At 67.4% G+C, this 17,150-nt stretch carries 17 protein-coding genes; 3 read left to right on the forward strand and 14 right to left on the reverse strand.

Annotated features, from left to right (window positions below; all coding sequences use genetic code 11):
• Nucleotides 1-22: 22 nt before the first annotated feature.
• From HV793_RS02220 to HV793_RS02270, 11 genes are all read right to left on the reverse strand, one after another.
• Nucleotides 23-1,087 carry an Ldh family oxidoreductase gene (locus tag HV793_RS02220; protein ID WP_175212587.1) on the reverse strand — a complete coding sequence of 355 codons (1,065 nt, stop codon included), beginning with the start codon at nt 1,085-1,087 and terminating at the stop codon, nt 23-25.
• 40 nt (nt 1,088-1,127) lie between these two features.
• Nucleotides 1,128-2,690, reverse strand: a complete 1,563-nt coding sequence (locus HV793_RS02225) for a mannitol dehydrogenase family protein (RefSeq protein ID WP_175212588.1) — start codon at nt 2,688-2,690, stop codon at nt 1,128-1,130.
• Between the two features lie 3 nt (nt 2,691-2,693).
• Entirely contained in the window at nt 2,694-3,905 is a 1,212-nt protein-coding gene (manD, locus tag HV793_RS02230; RefSeq protein ID WP_054451915.1) for a D-mannonate dehydratase ManD, read from the reverse strand.
• A gap of 46 nt (nt 3,906-3,951) precedes the next feature.
• Nucleotides 3,952-5,487 carry a UxaA family hydrolase gene (locus HV793_RS02235; RefSeq protein ID WP_175212589.1) on the reverse strand — a complete coding sequence of 512 codons (1,536 nt, stop codon included), beginning with the start codon at nt 5,485-5,487 and terminating at the stop codon, nt 3,952-3,954.
• Between the two features lie 26 nt (nt 5,488-5,513).
• The gene (locus HV793_RS02240) at nt 5,514-6,380 is read right to left on the reverse strand and encodes a fumarylacetoacetate hydrolase family protein (RefSeq protein ID WP_175212590.1); all 867 of its coding nucleotides are present in this window, start codon (nt 6,378-6,380) and stop codon (nt 5,514-5,516) included.
• A 31-nt stretch (nt 6,381-6,411) separates the two neighbouring features.
• A complete protein-coding gene (locus HV793_RS02245; protein ID WP_175212591.1) occupies nt 6,412-7,158 on the reverse strand; it encodes an SDR family oxidoreductase in 747 nt (248 codons plus the stop codon).
• 13 nt (nt 7,159-7,171) lie between these two features.
• Nucleotides 7,172-8,578 (reverse strand): TRAP transporter large permease, encoded by a 1,407-nt coding sequence (locus HV793_RS02250; RefSeq protein ID WP_125472474.1) that lies wholly within the window; start codon nt 8,576-8,578, stop codon nt 7,172-7,174.
• A gap of 44 nt (nt 8,579-8,622) precedes the next feature.
• The gene (locus HV793_RS02255; RefSeq protein WP_119451997.1) at nt 8,623-9,249 is read right to left on the reverse strand and encodes a TRAP transporter small permease; all 627 of its coding nucleotides are present in this window, start codon (nt 9,247-9,249) and stop codon (nt 8,623-8,625) included.
• Between the two features lie 63 nt (nt 9,250-9,312).
• Complete coding sequence (locus tag HV793_RS02260) at nt 9,313-10,287, reverse strand: sialic acid TRAP transporter substrate-binding protein SiaP (RefSeq protein WP_054451920.1); 975 nt, start codon at nt 10,285-10,287, stop codon at nt 9,313-9,315.
• A 62-nt stretch (nt 10,288-10,349) separates the two neighbouring features.
• On the reverse strand, nt 10,350-11,420 hold the full coding sequence (locus HV793_RS02265; protein ID WP_342357251.1) for an L-idonate 5-dehydrogenase: 1,071 nt from the start codon (nt 11,418-11,420) through the stop codon (nt 10,350-10,352).
• 13 nt (nt 11,421-11,433) lie between these two features.
• Nucleotides 11,434-12,171: a FadR/GntR family transcriptional regulator gene (locus HV793_RS02270; protein ID WP_119451995.1), complete on the reverse strand. Its 738-nt coding sequence runs from the start codon at nt 12,169-12,171 to the stop codon at nt 11,434-11,436.
• Nucleotides 12,172-12,353: 182 nt separating this feature from the next.
• On the opposite strand from HV793_RS02270, the gene HV793_RS02275 reads away from it, so the two are divergent.
• From HV793_RS02275 to pyrF, 3 genes are read left to right on the forward strand one after another with little or no spacing between them, the layout of a single operon-like run.
• Nucleotides 12,354-12,752 (forward strand): diacylglycerol kinase, encoded by a 399-nt coding sequence (locus HV793_RS02275; protein WP_054451923.1) that lies wholly within the window; start codon nt 12,354-12,356, stop codon nt 12,750-12,752.
• 49 nt (nt 12,753-12,801) lie between these two features.
• Nucleotides 12,802-14,121 (forward strand): NAD(P)/FAD-dependent oxidoreductase, encoded by a 1,320-nt coding sequence (locus HV793_RS02280; RefSeq protein WP_054451924.1) that lies wholly within the window; start codon nt 12,802-12,804, stop codon nt 14,119-14,121.
• Between the two features lie 6 nt (nt 14,122-14,127).
• The gene (gene pyrF, locus HV793_RS02285) at nt 14,128-14,946 is read left to right on the forward strand and encodes an orotidine-5'-phosphate decarboxylase (RefSeq protein WP_054451925.1); all 819 of its coding nucleotides are present in this window, start codon (nt 14,128-14,130) and stop codon (nt 14,944-14,946) included.
• 45 nt (nt 14,947-14,991) lie between these two features.
• Here the strand turns inward: pyrF and HV793_RS02290 are convergent, their stop codons facing one another.
• The 3 genes from HV793_RS02290 to thiL are packed head-to-tail and all read right to left on the reverse strand — an operon-like array spanning nt 14,992 to nt 17,083.
• Nucleotides 14,992-15,558 (reverse strand): CinA family protein, encoded by a 567-nt coding sequence (locus HV793_RS02290; RefSeq protein ID WP_175212592.1) that lies wholly within the window; start codon nt 15,556-15,558, stop codon nt 14,992-14,994.
• The gene (locus HV793_RS02295) at nt 15,555-16,061 is read right to left on the reverse strand and encodes a phosphatidylglycerophosphatase A family protein (RefSeq protein WP_054452311.1); all 507 of its coding nucleotides are present in this window, start codon (nt 16,059-16,061) and stop codon (nt 15,555-15,557) included. Before HV793_RS02295 ends, HV793_RS02290 begins: the two co-directional genes overlap by 4 nt.
• 56 nt (nt 16,062-16,117) lie before the next feature.
• Nucleotides 16,118-17,083 (reverse strand): thiamine-phosphate kinase, encoded by a 966-nt coding sequence (thiL, locus tag HV793_RS02300; RefSeq protein ID WP_175212593.1) that lies wholly within the window; start codon nt 17,081-17,083, stop codon nt 16,118-16,120.
• Between the last annotated feature and the right edge of the window lie 67 nt (nt 17,084-17,150).

Genomic DNA, 17,150 nt, shown 5'->3' on the forward strand with positions numbered 1-17,150 from the left:
CTGCGTAGCGGGACGGCTGCGCTCAGGCCTGGCCGTCCAGCGGTGTGAACGGCGGCAGCGCAAGCCCCAACCTGGCGCTCCATTCGGCCATTTCGGCCTTCAAGGCCGGCGGCACCGGAATCCCCGCGGCCTGGCGCTGCGCCTGCGAGGCCAGTTCGGGATCGCCCGGCATGCGTGGCGAACCGGGCTGCGCCGCCAGTTCGGCCGCCATGCCCGCCACCACGGCAGCCAACGTCGCGCCGCCCGCGAACCGGGCGGGATCGATGACGATGAAGAACGCCCCGAGTTCGCGTGGACGATCCAGCTGCTCGTACATGGGACCGATGTGCGGTCCATGGGGGTTACCGTTGAGCGGCCCGCACAAGAGTTCGACCATCATCGCCAGGCCGTAGCCCTTGTGGCCGTAGTCGCCGCCCAAGGGCGTCAAGGCGCGGACACGCCGCGCGTCGGTCACGCTACGTCCCTCGGCGTCCAGCGCCACGCCTCCGGGCAGTTCTGTGCCGTCGCGGCGCGCGTTCATGACGCGATTCCATGGAATTGAGGTCGTCGCCATGTCCAGGCACAGCGGCTCGCCATCCTGTCTGGGGAAAGCGAAGGAAATGGGGTTGGTGCCGAAATACGGTTGCCGGCCGCCGAACGGCGCGGCAATGGAATCGGAATGCGTGTAGGCCATGCCAATCAGCCCTTGCCGAGCGGCCGCGCGCGTGTACAGGCCGATGGCTCCGCAATGCGAAGAGTCGCTGACGCCGACGGCGCCCACGCCCGCCTCGCGCGCCAGCGCCATGGCCGTCTCGTTGGCCCGGTGCGCCACCACGATGCCATGGCCCCTGCCGCCATGCACCTGCGCACAAGCCGCCCCGCTCTGCTCGATACGGATTTGTGGCCGCGCCAGGATGGAGCCATGGACGACCCGGTTCAGGTAGTGCGGCAGCCGCGCGATGCCATGCGAGTCAATGCCCCACAGGCTGGTCTGCGCCAGGCTGGATGCCAGGCAGTGGCCGTCGTCTTCATTGAAATCCAGGACCCGCAAGCACGCTTCGCCCCATTCCTGCCAATGCGCCGCGCCCACGCCTTCCGACCTTGCCATGCTGCGCTCCTTATGGATGCTGGCGGCGCGCCGCCAGCGGTCAAGCGGCCGGCACGGGCTGCGCCGAGTCTTCCCTCGCCGCGTCCTGCTCCAGGGCCTCCAGCGCGCCCAGCACGCCCAGCGTGCGCAGGCGTTCCAGCTGCAGGGCCAGCGCCTCGACAAAAGCGGGCTTGCTGCCCAGATCGCCGAACACAGGCCGGAATCCCGCCATCACAGTGGCTCGCCGATGCGCTGCCTGGGAGGGGGCCGAAGCCGTTGCCGCCACCTCGGCGCGCGCCAGCAGTTTGGCAAGCGCGCCGGCCAGCGGATCCTGGATGGCATAAGTGTTGCCCTGCTCGTCATATCCGCGCAGGTAATGCAGCCAGGCGGCTACGGACATGGCCAGCCGGCTGAAATCGTCGCCCCGTTGCTTGCGGTCGCGGATGGCGGCCAGCAGGCGCTGCGGCACCTTCTGCGAACCATCCATCGCGACCTGCCGGGTGAGGTGAGGCAGCGCCGGATTGGACACGCGCGCCAGGAAGCGCTGGCGATACTCATCCAGCCCTGATCCCGGAACGCCGCGCAGCGTGGGCGCAAGCTCCAGCCGCATCATGTCGTCGACATAGCGGCGCAGCGCCGGCGTCGCGGCGGCTTCGCTATTGGTGCGCAGACCCAGCATCGAGCCCAGGTACGCGAACGCGGAATGCGGCGCGTTGACCATGCGCAGCTTCAGGCGCTCGTATGGCGCCGCGTTGCGCACGAAGTTCGCGCCGGCCGCGTCCCAGGCAGGCCTGCCGGCCGCGAACTTGTCCTCGATGACCCAGTTGAGGAAGGGTTCACCCACCACCGGCCAGGCGTCCTCGAATCCCAGGCGCTTTGCCACGCGCGCGCGGTCTTCGTCCTGCGTGCCCGGCACGATGCGGTCCACCATGGAATTCGGAAAAGTGCAGTTGTTGTCGATCCATGCGGTCAGGCCCACGTCGACCCGCAAGGCGAAGGCCAGCACCAGGCTGCGCAGCGTGTCACCGTTGGCGTGCAGGTTGTCGCAGGACAGCAGCGTGACGGGGGGCAAGCTGCGTTCGCGCCGCAGCGCCAGGCCGTACACCAGGATGCCGATGGTGCTGCGCGGCCTGACCGGATGCGCAAGGTCGTGCACGATGTCCGGGTCATCCCAGCGCAGGTGGCCGGTGGACGGTTCGTGGCTGTAGCCCTTCTCGGTGACGGTCAGGCTGACGATGCGCGTCTGGGCGGACGCGATGCGCTCCAGCACCGCCTGGGGATCTTCCTCGGCCACCACGACCCGCAACACCGACCCGACCACCCGCAACTGTTCCCGCAACTGCCCATCCGGGCCGGCGTCGCGCAGCGCCAGGGTGTACAGGCCGTCTTGCGGCGTCAGCGCGTCGCGCGTGGCGGGGCTGCGCAGCGAAACGCCCACGATGCCCCAACTCAGGTCCCCGCTGGCGGCCATGGCCAGGTCCGTCACCACCGCCTGGTGGGCGCGGTGGAAAGCGCCTATGCCCAGATGCACAATGCCGGGCGTGACCCGGCTGCGGTCATAGGCGGGAGATTCCACGTCCTCGGGCAGATGCGCCAGGGACTCCGAATTCAAACGTTCGAGCATGGATTACCAGTGCCATAGTGCGCCATCATGCGCCTGCCGGTTGACCGGCAGGTAGGCGCGTTGGTAGGGATATCTGGCGGCGAGCTTTTCGTCGATGTCGACACCATGGCCCGGCGCGTCGCCAGGGTATAGCATGCCCTGATTGAAGCTGTAAGCATGGGGAAACACTGCGTCCGTTTCGTCCGTGTGCCGCATGTACTCCTGGATGCCGAAATTCGGCACCCACAGGTCGAAATGCAGAGCGGCTCCCATGCAGGCTGGCGACAGGTCGGTGGCGCCGTGGCAGCCGGTCCGGACCTGATAGAGCGCGGCCAGATCGGCAATGCGGCGCAGATGCGTTATGCCGCCCGCATGCACCACCGTGGCGCGGATGTAGTCGATCAGCTGGTTTTCGATCAGGTCCTTGCAGTCCCAGATGGTGTTGAAGACTTCGCCCACCGCGATCGGCGTGACCGTGTGCTGGCGGATCAGCCGGAAGGCTTCCTGGTTTTCCGCGGGCGTGGCGTCCTCCATCCAGAACAGGCGGTAGGGCTCCAGCGACTTGCCCAGGCGGCCGGCCTCGATGGGCGTGAGCCGGTGATGCACATCGTGCAGCAGATGGGTGTCCCAGCCCACTGCGTCGCGCACCCGCTGGAACAGGCGCGGCGCGTGGTCCAGATACTTTTCCGTGGACCAGTCATGCTCGGAGGGCAACGACCCGTCGGCGGGTTCGTAGAACATGCGGCCGCGCCCCACGCCATAGACCGAGTTCAGGCCCGGCACCCCGCTTTGCGCGCGGATGGCCAGATAGCCCATCTCGCGGTAACGCAGCACCTCGTCCACGGTTTCGTCGATGTCGCGGCCATTGGCGTGGCCGTAGACCATGACGCCCGAACGGCTCTTGCCGCCCAGCAACTGGTAGAGTGGCATGCCTGCGGCCTTGGCCTTGATGTCCCACAAGGCCGTGTCCACGGCGGCGATCGCGGACATGGTGACCGGACCGCGCCGCCAATATGCGCCACGGTACAGGTACTGCCAGATGTCTTCGATCTGCTGCGGATCGCGGCCGATCAGGCAGGGAATCACGTGCTCGGTCAGGTAGGCCGCCACGGCCAGCTCGCGGCCATTCAGCGTGGCATCGCCGATGCCGTACAGGCCTTCATCGGTTTCGATCTTCAAGGTAACGAAATTGCGGCCGGGGCTGCAGACGATGACGCGCGCTTGGGTAATCTTCATGGATGGTCCTGTGGAATGCTGGAAACCCCTGGCCGACGCCGGGCGCTTACATCACCGCGCCCAGTTGCCAAGGCACGAACTCGTTCTGGCCGTAGCCATGTTCCTCGCTGCGCGTGCGCCGGCCCGAAGCCGTTTCCAGCATCAGACGGAATATGCGCTCGCCCATCCCGGCCACGCTTTGCGCGCCGTCAACCACTTCGCCGCAATTGATGTCGATATCGTCGGACTGCCGCTGCCACAGCGCCGTGTTGGTCGACAGCTTCAAGGACGGCGCGGGCGCACAGCCGTAGGCCGAGCCGCGGCCGGTGGTGAAGCAGATCAGGTTGGCGCCGCCCGCGACCTGGCCGGTGGCGGACACCGGGTCGTAGCCCGGCGTATCCATGAACACCAGCCCGCGCGCCCTCACCGTCTCGGCGTATTCGTACACGTCGGCCAGGCGGGTCGTGCCGCTCTTGGCGATGGCGCCCAGGGATTTCTCCAGGATGGTGGTCAGCCCGCCCGCCTTGTTGCCGGCCGAGGGGTTGTTGTCCATTTCCGCGTCGTTGCGGGCGCAGTACTCCTCCCACCAGCGCAGCCGGGCCAGCAGTTTGGCCGCGACCTCGGGCGTGGCGGCGCGCCGGGTCAGCAGGTGCTCGCCGCCGTAGATCTCCGGCGTCTCCGACAGGATGGCGCTGCCGCCATGGCGCACCAGCAGGTCCACCGCGGCGCCCAGCGCCGGGTTGGCGCTGATGCCCGAATAGCCGTCGGACCCGCCGCACTGCAGGCCGACGGTCAGCATGCTTGCAGGCACGGGTTGGCGCTGGACGCGGTCGGCCTGCGCCAGCATGGCGCGCACCAGTTCGATGCCATGCTCCACGGTCTTGCGCGTGCCGCCGGTCTCCTGGATGTTGAAGGTATGCAGCAAGCCGCTCTCGCGCAGTCCTTCCTGCTCCATCAGGCCGCCGATCTGGTTGGTCTCGCAGCCCAGGCCCAGCACCAGCAGGCCCGCGAAATTGGGATGGCGGGCGTAGCCGCCCAGCGTGCGGCGCAAGAGGCGCAGCGGTTCGCCCTCGCTGCCCGTGGCGCAGCCGGCGCCATGCGTCAGCGCCACCACTCCGTCCACGTTGGGATAGGCCGCCAGCGCGTCCGGATGGATATCGCGACGGAAATGGTCGGCGATCGCGCGCGCGGCGGTGGCCGAACAGTTCACGCTGGTGAGGATGCCGATGTAGTTGCGCGTGGCGACGCGGCCGTCGGCGCGCACGATGCCGTCGAACTGCGCGGGCGCGTCGACGTAATCGGTGGCGCGCGCGTCGACGCCCACGGCGTAATCGCGCTCGAAGTCGGAGAACTCCAGGTTGTGCGTGTGGACATGCGCGCCGGGCGCGATGTCGCAGCGCGCGACACCGATGATCTGGTTGTAGCGGCGCACCGGCTCGCCCGCGGCGATGGCGCGCGTTGCCACCTTGTGCCCTGGCGGCACCAGGCCGCGCACGACGACGTCTTCGCCAGCCAGGCGCGTGCCGCCGGCCAGCTGGCGCCTGGCGATCACCACATTGTCCGCCGGGTGGATGCGTATGACGGCGGTATCGGTTTCAGACATGAATGCCTCCTGGCGTTCTCGCGCCGCTAACCGTCGATCAGCGCAGGATCCCAGGCGTGGACGCGCTGCTGCTGTTCGCCCAGGCCGGCAATGCCCAGCCGCATCTCGTCGCCGGCCTTCAGGTACACGGGCGCCGGCTTCTGGCCCATGCCCACGCCCGGCGGCGTGCCGGTGCTGATCAGGTCTCCCGGGTACAGGGTCATGAAGCGGCTGACGTAGGACACCAGTTGCGCCACGCCGAACACCATGGTGCGGGTGCTGCCGTTCTGATAGCGCTTGCCGTTGACCTCCAGCCACATGTCCAGCGCCTGCGGGTCGGCGATCTCGTCGGCGGTGACCAGCCACGGGCCGACCGGGCCGAAGGTGTCGCAGCCCTTGCCCTTGTCCCAGGTGCCGCCGCGCTCGATCTGGTACTCGCGTTCGGACACGTCGTTGACCACGCAATAACCGGCCACGTGCTTCATGGCGTCCGCCTCGCTGACGTAGCGGGCCCGCTCGCCGATCACCACGCCCAGCTCGACTTCCCAGTCGGTCTTGACGGAATCTTGCGGCAGCACCACAGGATCGTTGCAGCCGACCACGGCCGAGGTGGGCTTCATGAAGACCACAGGCTCGGCCGGCACCGGCAGGCCCGACTCCGCTGCGTGGTCGGCGTAGTTCAGACCGATGCAGATGAACTTGCCCATGCCGCTCCAGGGTGGAGCCAGGCGGCCCGGGCGGTCCACCAGCGGCAGGCTGGTCGGGTCCAGCGCGCGCAGCGGCGCGAGGCCCCCGCGCGTGAGCGTGGCGGCGCCTATGTCCGGCAGGACCGCCGACAGGTCCCGCACCTGCCCGCGAGCGTCCAGCATTCCGGGTTTCTCCGAGCCTTTCGCTCCATAGCGCAACAGTTTCATCGCATGTTCCTCATTTGTATGTGGTGAATGTTCAGTTGGACCAGCCGCCGTCGATGACCTGGGCGGTGCCGGTGGTAAAGGCGGACTCGTCGCTGGCAAGGTACACCGCCAGCAGGGCGATTTCCTCGGCGCTGCCGATGCGGCCCATGGGCTGGCGGGCGACGAAGGCGGCCTCCACCACGGCCAGCGTCTGCCCGCCGGCGCTGGCCTGCGCTTCGATGCGCTGGCGCAGCGAAGGCGATTCCACCGTGCCCGGGCAGATGGCGTTGCAGCGTATGCCCTGCCCGACGTAATCCGCGGCCACGGACTTGGTCAGCCCGATCACCGCTGCCTTGGTGGCGCCGTAGACGCAGCGGTTGGGCGCGCCCTTGATGCTGGACGCCACCGAGGCCATGTTGACGATGGAGCCGCCGCCCCGCGCCAGCATGCCGGGCAGGCAGGCGCGGATCATGCGGTACATGGATTTCACGTTCAGTTCGAACGAGAAGTCCCAGGCCTTTTCGTCGCATTCCAGGATGGTTCCGGCATGCACGAAACCGGCGCCGTTGAACAGCACGTCCACCGGCCCCGCCTCGGCGACCAGCGCGCCGATGGCGGCTGCGTCGGTCACGTCCAGCGTGCGGCGCCGGCATCCCGCCAGCGTCTCCAGCGCCCCGCCGTTGATGTCCAGCGCCAGCACGTCGGCGCCTTCGCGGACGTAGGCCTCGGCCACGGCGCGGCCTATGCCTTGACCAGCAGCGGTGACGATGGCGGTCTTGCCTTGCAGCCTTCCAGTCATGACGTCTTCCTTTTTACTTGGCCATGCCCATGGCGGTGGGCAGCCAGAGTGTGATCTGGGGGATATAGGTAATGGCGATCAACGCCAGGAACAGCGGCACCAGCCACGGCAGGATCGCGACCGTGGTCCGTTCCACCGACAGCTTGGACACGCGCGCCAGCACGAACAGCACCATGCCCATGGGCGGATGCAGCAGGCCGATCATCAGGTTCAGCGTCATGATCAGGCCGAAATGGATCGGGTCGATGCCGAGCTTGAGCACGATGGGCAGCAGGATAGGCACCAGGATGGTGATGGCGGCGATAGTGTCGATGAAGCAGCCCACGATCAGGATCAGGACGTTGGCCATCAGCAGGAACACCCATTTGTTCTGGGTCACGCTGAGTATGCCGTCGGTCAGCGCCTGGGCCGCCTGGGTGGTGGTCAGCAACCAGGCGAACACCGAGGCTGCGGTGACGATGAACAGCACCGACGCCGTGGTCTCGATGGTGTCGAAAGTCGCCTTGGCCAAGGTCCGCAAGGTCATGGAGCGATAGCGCACCAGTCCCAGGAACAACGCCCATATCACCGCGGCCACCGCGGCCTCCGTGGGCGTGAACCAGCCCAGCGTCATGCCGCCGATCAGGATGACGGGCGCCATCAGCGCCATCACCGCCGAAAAGTTGTAGCGCCAGTCCAGCGCCAGCAACACGGCAAAGGCGATGCCTGCTGCCAGGTTCGCCGACATGCCGGCCTCGGTCATGAGCCAGATCGCCAGCGGGAACGCCAGCACGATGCCGACTTCCAGCCCGGCGGCGCCCAGGCGCTTCCAGTCGAAGGACACGTCGCCGCCCCAGTTGTTGCGGCGCGCGTAATAGGCCACGGTCAGCATCATCAGCACGGTCAGGACTGCGCCGGGAATCAGGCCGGCCAGGAACAGCGAGCCGATCGACACGTTGGCCATCATGCCGTAGATGACGAAGGGCAGCGACGGCGGAATGATGGGACCCAGCGTGGCCGAGGCGGCCGTCACCCCCACCGCGAACTCGGTTTCGTAGCCGTGATCCTTCATGGCCTTGATTTCGATGGTGCCCAGGCCCGCGGCGTCGGCAATGGCCGTACCCGACATGCCGGCGAACACCACCGAACCGATGATGTTCACCTGCCCCAGTCCGCCGCGCATCCAGCCCACCAGCGCAACCGCGAAGTTATAGATGCGGCCGGTGATGCCCGCGATGTTCATCAGGTTGCCGGCCAGGATGAAGAACGGCACGGCCAGCAGGGGGAAGGACTCCACCCCTGCGATCATGCGCTGCGCCACCACCACGTCGGGCACGCTGCCCGAAATCAGCACGAACAGCAGCGATGCGCCTGCCATGGCCACCGCCACCGGCAGGCCGAAGATCATCAACAGCAGAAAGGTTCCGATCAGTATGCCCATGTCTCGCTTCCGGTTGTCGTTGTCGGATTCCGGGGCCGCCCCGGCTAGTCCTGCGACTCGTAGGCCGCGGGGTTTTCCAGGATGGAGTAACCCTGGCGCCAATTGCAGATCGACACCTGCACCGAGCGCAGGAACATCAGGACGAATCCCGCCAGCGCCATCCAGTAGACATAGGCCTTGTTCCAGAACAGCGTGGTCATGGGCTCGTCGCCCACCAGCGCGATGTAGCGGTAGGTGAGCCACACCGCATAACCGAAGAACGCCGTGCGCAGCAGGTCGATGATGGTGGCCAGCGTGCGGCCGACGGGGCGCGGCAGGTAGCGGTACAGGAAATCCACCTGGATGTGGCGGCAGGCGCGCACGCACATGGCCGAGCCGATGAACACCACGCCGATCAGGCAATAGACGGCCAGTTCCTCGGTCCAGGCGTAGGAGTCGTTAAGCACATAGCGCGAAAAGAACTGCAGGAAGACCAGCAGCGCCATGGTCCAGAAAATACCCAGGCAGATCCAGTCCTCGGGCTGGTAGCCCGCCAGGCTGACCTCGTGATGATCGGCTTCCTCGAAACTCTGGACGATCTCCTGCGCCGTGGCCGGCGGCTGGTGCCCCGCGGGATGGACAGGGTTGTTGCTGGCGGCCGCCATCACGGCGGCCTTGGCATCGGAATGCATGGCGTTCCCCTTGTGCGGAGTCGGACGGGTCGATGCGGGGCCGCGGGGCGGCCCCGGGCGCGCTTACTTCACGGCCTGGATCCGTTCCCAATCCGATTTTTCGTAGCCGTACTGCTTGAACGGCACTTTCTCCAGCACGGTGTCGCGGAAGTCCTGGACGTTCACCTCCGCCACGTTCAGGCCGCGCTTGCGAAACACCTCGACCATCTTCTTCTCGCTTTCGGCGACCTCGGCGGAAGCCTTCTCGGCCGCCTGCTGCGCCACTTCGGCAAAGATCTTCTTGTCCTCGTCGGACAGGCTCTTCCACAGCTTGCCCGAGATCACCGTGTTCAGGTGATCGACGATATGGCCGGTGAGGATGATGTTCTTCTGCACTTCGTAGAACTTCTTGGCCTCGATGGTGGTGAGCGGGTTCTCCTGCGCCTCAACGGTGCCGTTCTGCAAAGCCAGGTAGACCTCGGCGAAGGCGATCGGCGCGGTGTTGGCCCCGCAGGCGCGCGGCATGGCCAGATAGGCGGCCACGTCAGGCACGCGGATCTTCAGGCCCTTCATTTCGGAACACTTGGTGAATGGTCGGTTGGACGTGGTCTGGCGCGTGCCGTAGTAGGTGGTGGCGACGATGTGGTTGCCGCTTTTCTCGTCGTAGCCGCGCGTGAGTTCCTTGTAGATATCGCTCTTGGTGTAGGCTATCAGGTGCTCTGGATTGCGGAAGATGTAGGGGTAGTAGGTGACGCCGATACGGGGAAAGCTCTTGGCCGCGAAGCTGGAGCCGGAGATGATCATGTCCACCGTACCGAGGGTCAGGCCCTGGTTGATGTCGTTTTCCTTGCCCAGCTGCGAGGCCGGGTATACGTCGATCTGGTAACGGCCGTTGGTGCGCTTGCCGATTTCCTGCGCCGCCCAGACGGAGGCGGTATGGAAGGGTTCGGATGTTTCGTACACGTGGGCCCACTTGAGCTTGGTTTGCGCCACTACGCTGCCGCTGGCGGCGAGCGCCAGGGCGGCAACCAGCGCCTTGACGGCGTTGCCTAGGTTCATGTCGTCTCCTCGTTGTTTTTTGAATGCCCGGCGTGGCGGCCCATGGTGAGCCGCCAGCGGGGTCACGCTTCAACTACAAGTTGCACCTTGGTACTGCGACTGCGATCCGCCGCCAGCTCGAAGGCCTCGAACGCCTGCGACAACGGCAACTGCGCGCTCATCAGGGGCCGCACGTCCACCTTGCGCGTACGCAGGTAGGACACGGCCCAATCGAACTCCACGCCCGCGCGGAACGCGCCGACGTAGTCGAGCTCCCGCGCCATGATGTTGTTGGCCGGAAACGCAATGCCCTCGGCGGGCAACGTTCCCACTTGCACGATGCGGCCGCCGCGCCGCGTCGCCGTCAGGCAGGTCGCCAGCGCCGCCGGGCTGCCGGCGGCCTCGATGCTGATGTCGGCGATATCGGTCAGATCGGCGGGCGCGAGCTGGTCGCTGCGCACGGCCAGGTCGGCGCCGACCTGGCGCGCCATGTCCAGCGGCCGGTCGGCCACGTCCGCCACGGTCACGTGGGCCGCGCCCGCCAGCCTGGCAGCGAGCACGGTCATGCAACCTATGGTGCCGCCGCCCGTCACCAGCACGCGCTTGCCCATCATGGGACCCGCCCGGTTGACGCCATGCAGGCCGATGGACAGCGGCTCGGCACAGGCGATCTCGCCCAGCGTAACGTCTGCTTCCGGCACCGGCGTGAGTTGGCGTTCGCCCATGACGAAGCGCTCGCGGAACATGCCTTGCACGTGCGGATAGATGCTGGCGCTGCCGAGAAAGCGCATGTTGCGGCAAAGATTGTCGCGGCCGGCGCGGCAGTAATCGCAGCCGCCGCAAGGATGGGAAGGATTGATGGCGACCTTCATGCCCGGCGCCACCGACCGCACGGCATCGCCCGTGCGCAGCACGACGCCCGACGCCTCATGACCGGGGATGAGGGGTTCGCGGATGACGAAGGCCCCCACGCGGCCATGCAGGAAATAGTGCAGGTCGGATCCGCAGATGCCCGCGGCGCCCAGCCTCAGCTCCACCTCGTGCGGCGCCAGCGGCGCGACTTCGTCCGGTTCCAGGCGCAGGTCGCGCGCCCCGTGGATGCGACAGGCCAGCGTCATGGCGACTTGCTCCTTGGCGTTCCGAACATCGGGCATCTGCGTGCGATGCTCATGATTCCGTCTGCTCCCGGCTATCCAAGAGCTGACCTGACGCGTCCGCGCCGGGCCAGCTTGCGGTAAGACGGTCGTGCGAGCAGGCCAGATGGTGGTGCATGGCGGCGCGCGCGCCGCGGTCGTCGCCAGCGCGGATGGCGTCGATCACCTTGCGGTGTTCAGCGATGGCGGCAGCCCAGCTGGACGGATTCTCGAAGTAGTCGCCCAGCTTCACAGACAGCGGATTGTGGCGCTCGTCGAACAGTTCGCTCACCACGCGCACCAGCACGGCGTTGTTCGCCATCTCGGCCACGCGCAGATGGAACAGGCGGTCTCCGCGGATCGGCACGTTGCCGGCCAGCGCCTCGTCTTCCATGGTGCCGACGGCTTCGGCCAGCCCATCCACCAGCGCGGGCGTATTGCGCAACGCGGCCTGCGCGGCCAGCTCGCCCTCGATCACCTGGCGGGCGCGTATGGTTTCCAGAGGGCTCTCTGCCGTCAGGCTGGCGCGCGGCCCGCCGGCCAGGCTTTGCACATAGACGCCCGAACCCATGCGGACTTCCACCCAGCCTTCGACCTCCAGCGCGATCAGCGCCTCGCGCACCGAAGGGCGGGACACGCCGAGCTTGAGCGCCAGATCGCGCTCGGGCGGCAGACGCGCGCCGGCGGGGAACTCGCCCGACTCGATCAGCAGGCGCAGCTGGTCGGCGATCTGGCGATACAGGCGGCGGGGTTCGATGGTCTGAATGGGCATGGACTACGGTGGCGTCAGTCGGAAATTCAGGCCAAAAGGTAAAGTGGCCTTACCAATTGACCAAATCTTGCGCCCGCGCCGGATACGTCACAATTAGGGTTTGCCCAAAGATGCGTGCGATGGCTTCGCGGGCAATGCATATCTGTTAAAAAGCCGCCACACCCAGCCCATTTTCCGCACCCATGTCACAGAATCCGCATCATTCGCCCTACAAAAGCACCGGGGGCCTGCGCCGCATCCTGAATGCGCTGCGCTACTCCCTGCAGGGTCTGCAGGCCGCGATCAAATACGAGGCGGCTTTCCGCCAGGAGCTGGCGCTGGCCGTCCTGATGATCCCGGCCGCATTCTTCCTTGGCCGCACGACGGTTGAAGTGTTTTTCCTGGTGGGCACGGTCATCATGGTGCTGGCGGCGGAGCTGCTGAATTCCGCCATCGAGGCGCTGGCCGACGCGCTTTCCGTCGAATCGCACCCGCTCCTGGGGCGGGCCAAGGACCTGGGCAGCGCCGCCGTGATGCTGCTGCTGATCTTCGCCGGGACAGTCTGGGTAGGCGTGGCCATCAGCCGTTTCGTCATGCATTGACACCGCTAGTCATCTCCCGGGAGATGCGCCGCTATTTATACTGGAAGCCATGATGCCTAGATCGACGCCCGACTCCTCTGAGCGCATTGTCATCGTCGGCGGCGGCGCCGGCGGCCTGGAATTGGCGGCCAAGCTGGGCCGCGTGCATGGCCGGCAGCACATCACGCTGGTCGACAGCCGCCCCTTCCATATCTGGAAGCCCTCGCTGCACGAAGCGGCCGCCGGCACGCTGGACATCCACCAGGAAGGCCTGTCCTACCTGATGCTGGCCCACATGAACGGGTTTTCGTTCGCGCAGGGCCGCCTGGAACACATCGACCGCGAGCAGCGCCGCATCACCGTGGACGCGGTGAACGACGCGCAAGGCCAGGAAGTCCTGCCACGCCGCGAGCTCGCCTACGACACGCTGGTCCTGGCTCTGGGCAGCACGTCCAACTTCTTCAATACGCCCGGCGCGGCCGAACATGCGGTCACGCTGGATTCCACCGAAAACGCGGAGCAGTTCCGCCTGACCATGCTCAAGGCCATGGCCCTGGTGGATCAGGCCAAGGTGCGCAATCCCTCGGCCCGCCTGGATCTGGTGATCGTGGGCGGCGGGGCCACCGGCGTCGAGCTGGCCGTGGAGCTGGTCGAGGCCAGCCACGTGGTCAGCGCCTACGGCCTGCCGAATTTCCGCGCCGAACGCGATCTGGCCATCACCCTGGTGGAAGGCGCCCCGCGCATCCTGTCGGCCCTGCCCGAGAAGATCTCGGTCGCGGCCACCAACCGCCTGACGGAACTGGGCATCCGGGTGGAAGCGTCCTGCCGGGTCTCGGAAGTCACCGCCGACAGCGTCAAGACGGCCGACGGCCGCGAGTTCCCGGCCCAGCTCTGCATGTGGGCGGCAGGCATCCAGGGCCCGGCCCTGCTGGCCGGCCTGGACCTGCCGCTGAACAGGGTGGGCCAGGTGGAGGTGAACGAACGGCTGGAAACCGCCGATCCGCACATCCTGGCGCTGGGCGACTGCTGCGCCGCGCCGTGGCGCGACGGCCGCAGCGTGCCCGCCCGCGCGCAAGCCGCGCACCAGCAGGCCGACTATCTGGCCAAGAAACTCACCGCGCGCCTGCGCCATACGCCCGAGCCCACCACGCCCTATGTCTACGAGGACCATGGCTCGCTGGTGTCGCTGGGCCAGGACGCTGGCGTCGGCAGCCTGATGGGCAAGCTGGCCGGACGGGGACTGTTCGTAAGCGGTACACTGGCACGCCTGATGTACATGAGCCTGCACCTGATGCACCACAAAGCGGTGCTCGGCATCTCGCGTACCGCCTCCCTTGCCCTGGCCCGCCTGCTCATGCGGCGCACGCGCCCGCGGGTCAAACTGCACTGAACTCCCATGAATTTCCTGCAAAAACTCGAACACGCCTGGACCACCAGCAACTCGCTCCTGCAAGTCGGGCTGGATCCCGACCCGCAGCGCTTCCCCCGCGAACTGCAGGACAAGCCCGACGCCATCTTCCAGTTCTGCCGCGACATCGTGGACGCCACCGCGCCCTATGCCTGCAGCTTCAAGCCGCAGATCGCCTACTTCGCCGCCCATCGCGCCGAAGACCAGCTGGAAGCGCTGTGCCAGCACATCCGCGAAAAACACCCTGACCTGCCCATCGTGCTGGACGCCAAGCGCGGCGACATCGGCTCCACCGCCGAGAACTACGCCCGCGAAGCCTACGAACGCTACCAGGCGCACGCGCTGACGGTCAGCCCCTACATGGGCCTGGACTCGGTCGAGCCCTATCTGGCGTGGCGCGACCGCGGCGTGATCGTGCTGTGCCGCACCTCCAACCCCGGCGGTTCGGACCTGCAATTCCTGAAGATGGACAATGGCGAGCCGCTGTACCTGCACGTCGCAGGCCTGGTCGCCGACAAGTGGAACGCCAATGGCCAGTGCGGCCTGGTGGTGGGCGCGACCTTCCCGAATGAGCTGGCCGCGGTGCGCGCACGCATCGGCGACGCGGTGCCCCTGCTGGTGCCAGGTATCGGCGCCCAGGGCGGCGACATCACCGCCACCGTGAACGCCGGCGCCAACGCGGCCCGCAGCGGCATGATGATCAACTCGTCCCGCGCCATCATCTACGCCAGCGGCGGCGACGACTGGCGCGAGGCCGCCGGCACGGCGGCCAAGGGCCTGCGCGACGCGATCAACGCTGTGCGCTGATCCGGGGCATGGGGGCCGGCAGCCCCCTGCCGCGCAATCCGTTTCTCAGCGCCGGTTGACCGGCGCGCCCAACAATTCCAGCAACCCGCGCAGCGCGTAGTCCACCGCCGCCTGGCGCACCTGCGCACGGTCGCCGGGGAACACGTGCGTGACGGCGCGACTGCTGATGCCTTCGCCCGAACGTTGCGCAAAGCCGAAGCACACCATGCCCACCGGCTTGCCCGGCGTCGCGCCGCCCGGCCCGGCGATGCCGGTCGTGGACACCGCCACATGCGCGGCGGGAGACGCCAGCAGCACGCCGTTGGCCATCTCCAGCGCCACCGGTTCGCTGACGGCGCCGAAGTGGTGCAAGGCGTCGGGCGATACGTCCAGTTCAGCAACCTTGGCCTCGTTGCTGTAGGTCACGAAGCCGCGCTCGAACCAGTCGCTGGAACCGGCCACCGCCGTCATCGCGCCGGCCAGGAGGCCTCCGGTGCAGGATTCGGCCGTGCCCAGCATCCAGCCCTTGCGCCGCAGCGTTTCGCCCAGCCGTTCAACCAGCGCCAGCGAAGTGGCTTGCGCCAGTTGTTCGGCCGACAGATTGGGCCGGGTGCCTTCTTGTTGTCCGCTCATCCCAAGACTCCTGTGCGCACGACCAGCGCCATGACCAGCAGGGCGTATCCAGCCGCCACGATATCGTCCCACATCACGCCGAAACCGCCTTTGATATGGGCGTCAAAGAACTTGATGGGAGGCGGCTTGACGATGTCGAACGTGCGGAACAGCACGAACGCCAGCGCCTGCGGCAACCAGCCCGCGGGCGTCAGCCAGAGCACCAGCCAGAACGCCACCATCTCGTCCCAGACCATTCCGACATGATCCGACTGCTGGAGTTCACGCCCGACGCGATGGCAGGCCCAGCAGCCATACAAAAAAGCCAGCGCCAGGAATGCGCCGATCGCCCAATCCGAGGCTGCGGGCGCGGCGGCGACCCAGATCGCCCAGGCCAGCAGCGTGCCCCAGGTACCGGAGGCCGGCCGGATCAGGCCGCTGCCAAAGCCAAAGGCGATGAGCCGGCCCGGATCGCGGCAGACCCAGGACAGCGGCGGGTATGCGGTCCGGGCTCGGTCGCGCATGGAGGTGGGACGGTTGTCGGTCGACGGCATGGGTATGCGGGTTGGGACGCGGCGGATCAGGCCGCGGGAAAGTGATCGAAACCGGCCGGCAGCTCGGTCAGGGGCTGGCCCTGGCCGTCCAGCACGGACAGGCCCGGCTGCGCCTGGATCTGCCCCACGCGGGTCACGCGCGCGCCGGCCGCAGCCGCCGCCGCAAGCACGGCCTCGCGTCGGGAGGCGGGCGCGGTGAAGCATAGCTGGTAGACGTCGCCGCCGCCCAGCACCGCGCGGCGCAGCGGCGCTTCTTGCAAGCCAGCCAGGGCGGGCGACACGGGCATCGCGGCGTAATGCAGCATGGCGCCCACGCTGCTGGCAGCCAGGATATGACCCAGGTCCTGCAGCAGTCCGTCGGAAATGTCGATGGCGGCATGGGCGATGCCGCGCAAGGCCAGGCCCAGCGCGACCTGAGGCTCAGGCCATTCCAGCGCGCCGCGCGTCGCCGCCAGCAGCGCCGCGTCAGAGGGGTATTGCCCGTCCAGCAGGCGGTAGGCCACGTCGGCCGCCCCCAGCTCGCCGGACACCCAAATGTCGTCGCCAGCCCGGGCGCCATCGCGGCGCAAGGCCTGCCCGGCCGGCACGGCGCCGAACACAGTGACGCTGATGGCAAGGTCATGCGCGCTGCGCGTCGTATCGCCGCCGATCAGCGGGCAACCGTGAGCCGCAGCCAGCGCATGGAAGCCTGCGGCAAAAGCCGCAAGCCAGGGCTCGTCCAGCCGCGGCAAGGCCAGGCCCAGCACGCAGCCGATGGGGCGTGCGCCCATTGCAGCAAGGTCGGAAAGGTTCACCGCCAGGGCCTTATGCCCCAGCGCTTGCGGATCCACATCGGGAAAGAAATGGCGGCCTTCCAGCAGCAGGTCCGTGCTGGTGGCCACCTGTTCGCCGGGCGGGACCGGGAACAGGGCGCAATCATCGCCCACGCCCAGCAGGCCGGCAGGGGCCGCGCGGGTGAAATAGCGCGCGATCAGATCAAATTCGGACGCCAAGGCAACTCCGCAGTCCGGCACGGCAGGCCGGCATTGAAACCTACGGGGGCTTGCCGCCCCCACAAAT

Source organism: Achromobacter aegrifaciens (genome assembly GCF_902859965.1).
Taxonomy (GTDB): domain Bacteria; phylum Pseudomonadota; class Gammaproteobacteria; order Burkholderiales; family Burkholderiaceae_B; genus Achromobacter; species Achromobacter aegrifaciens.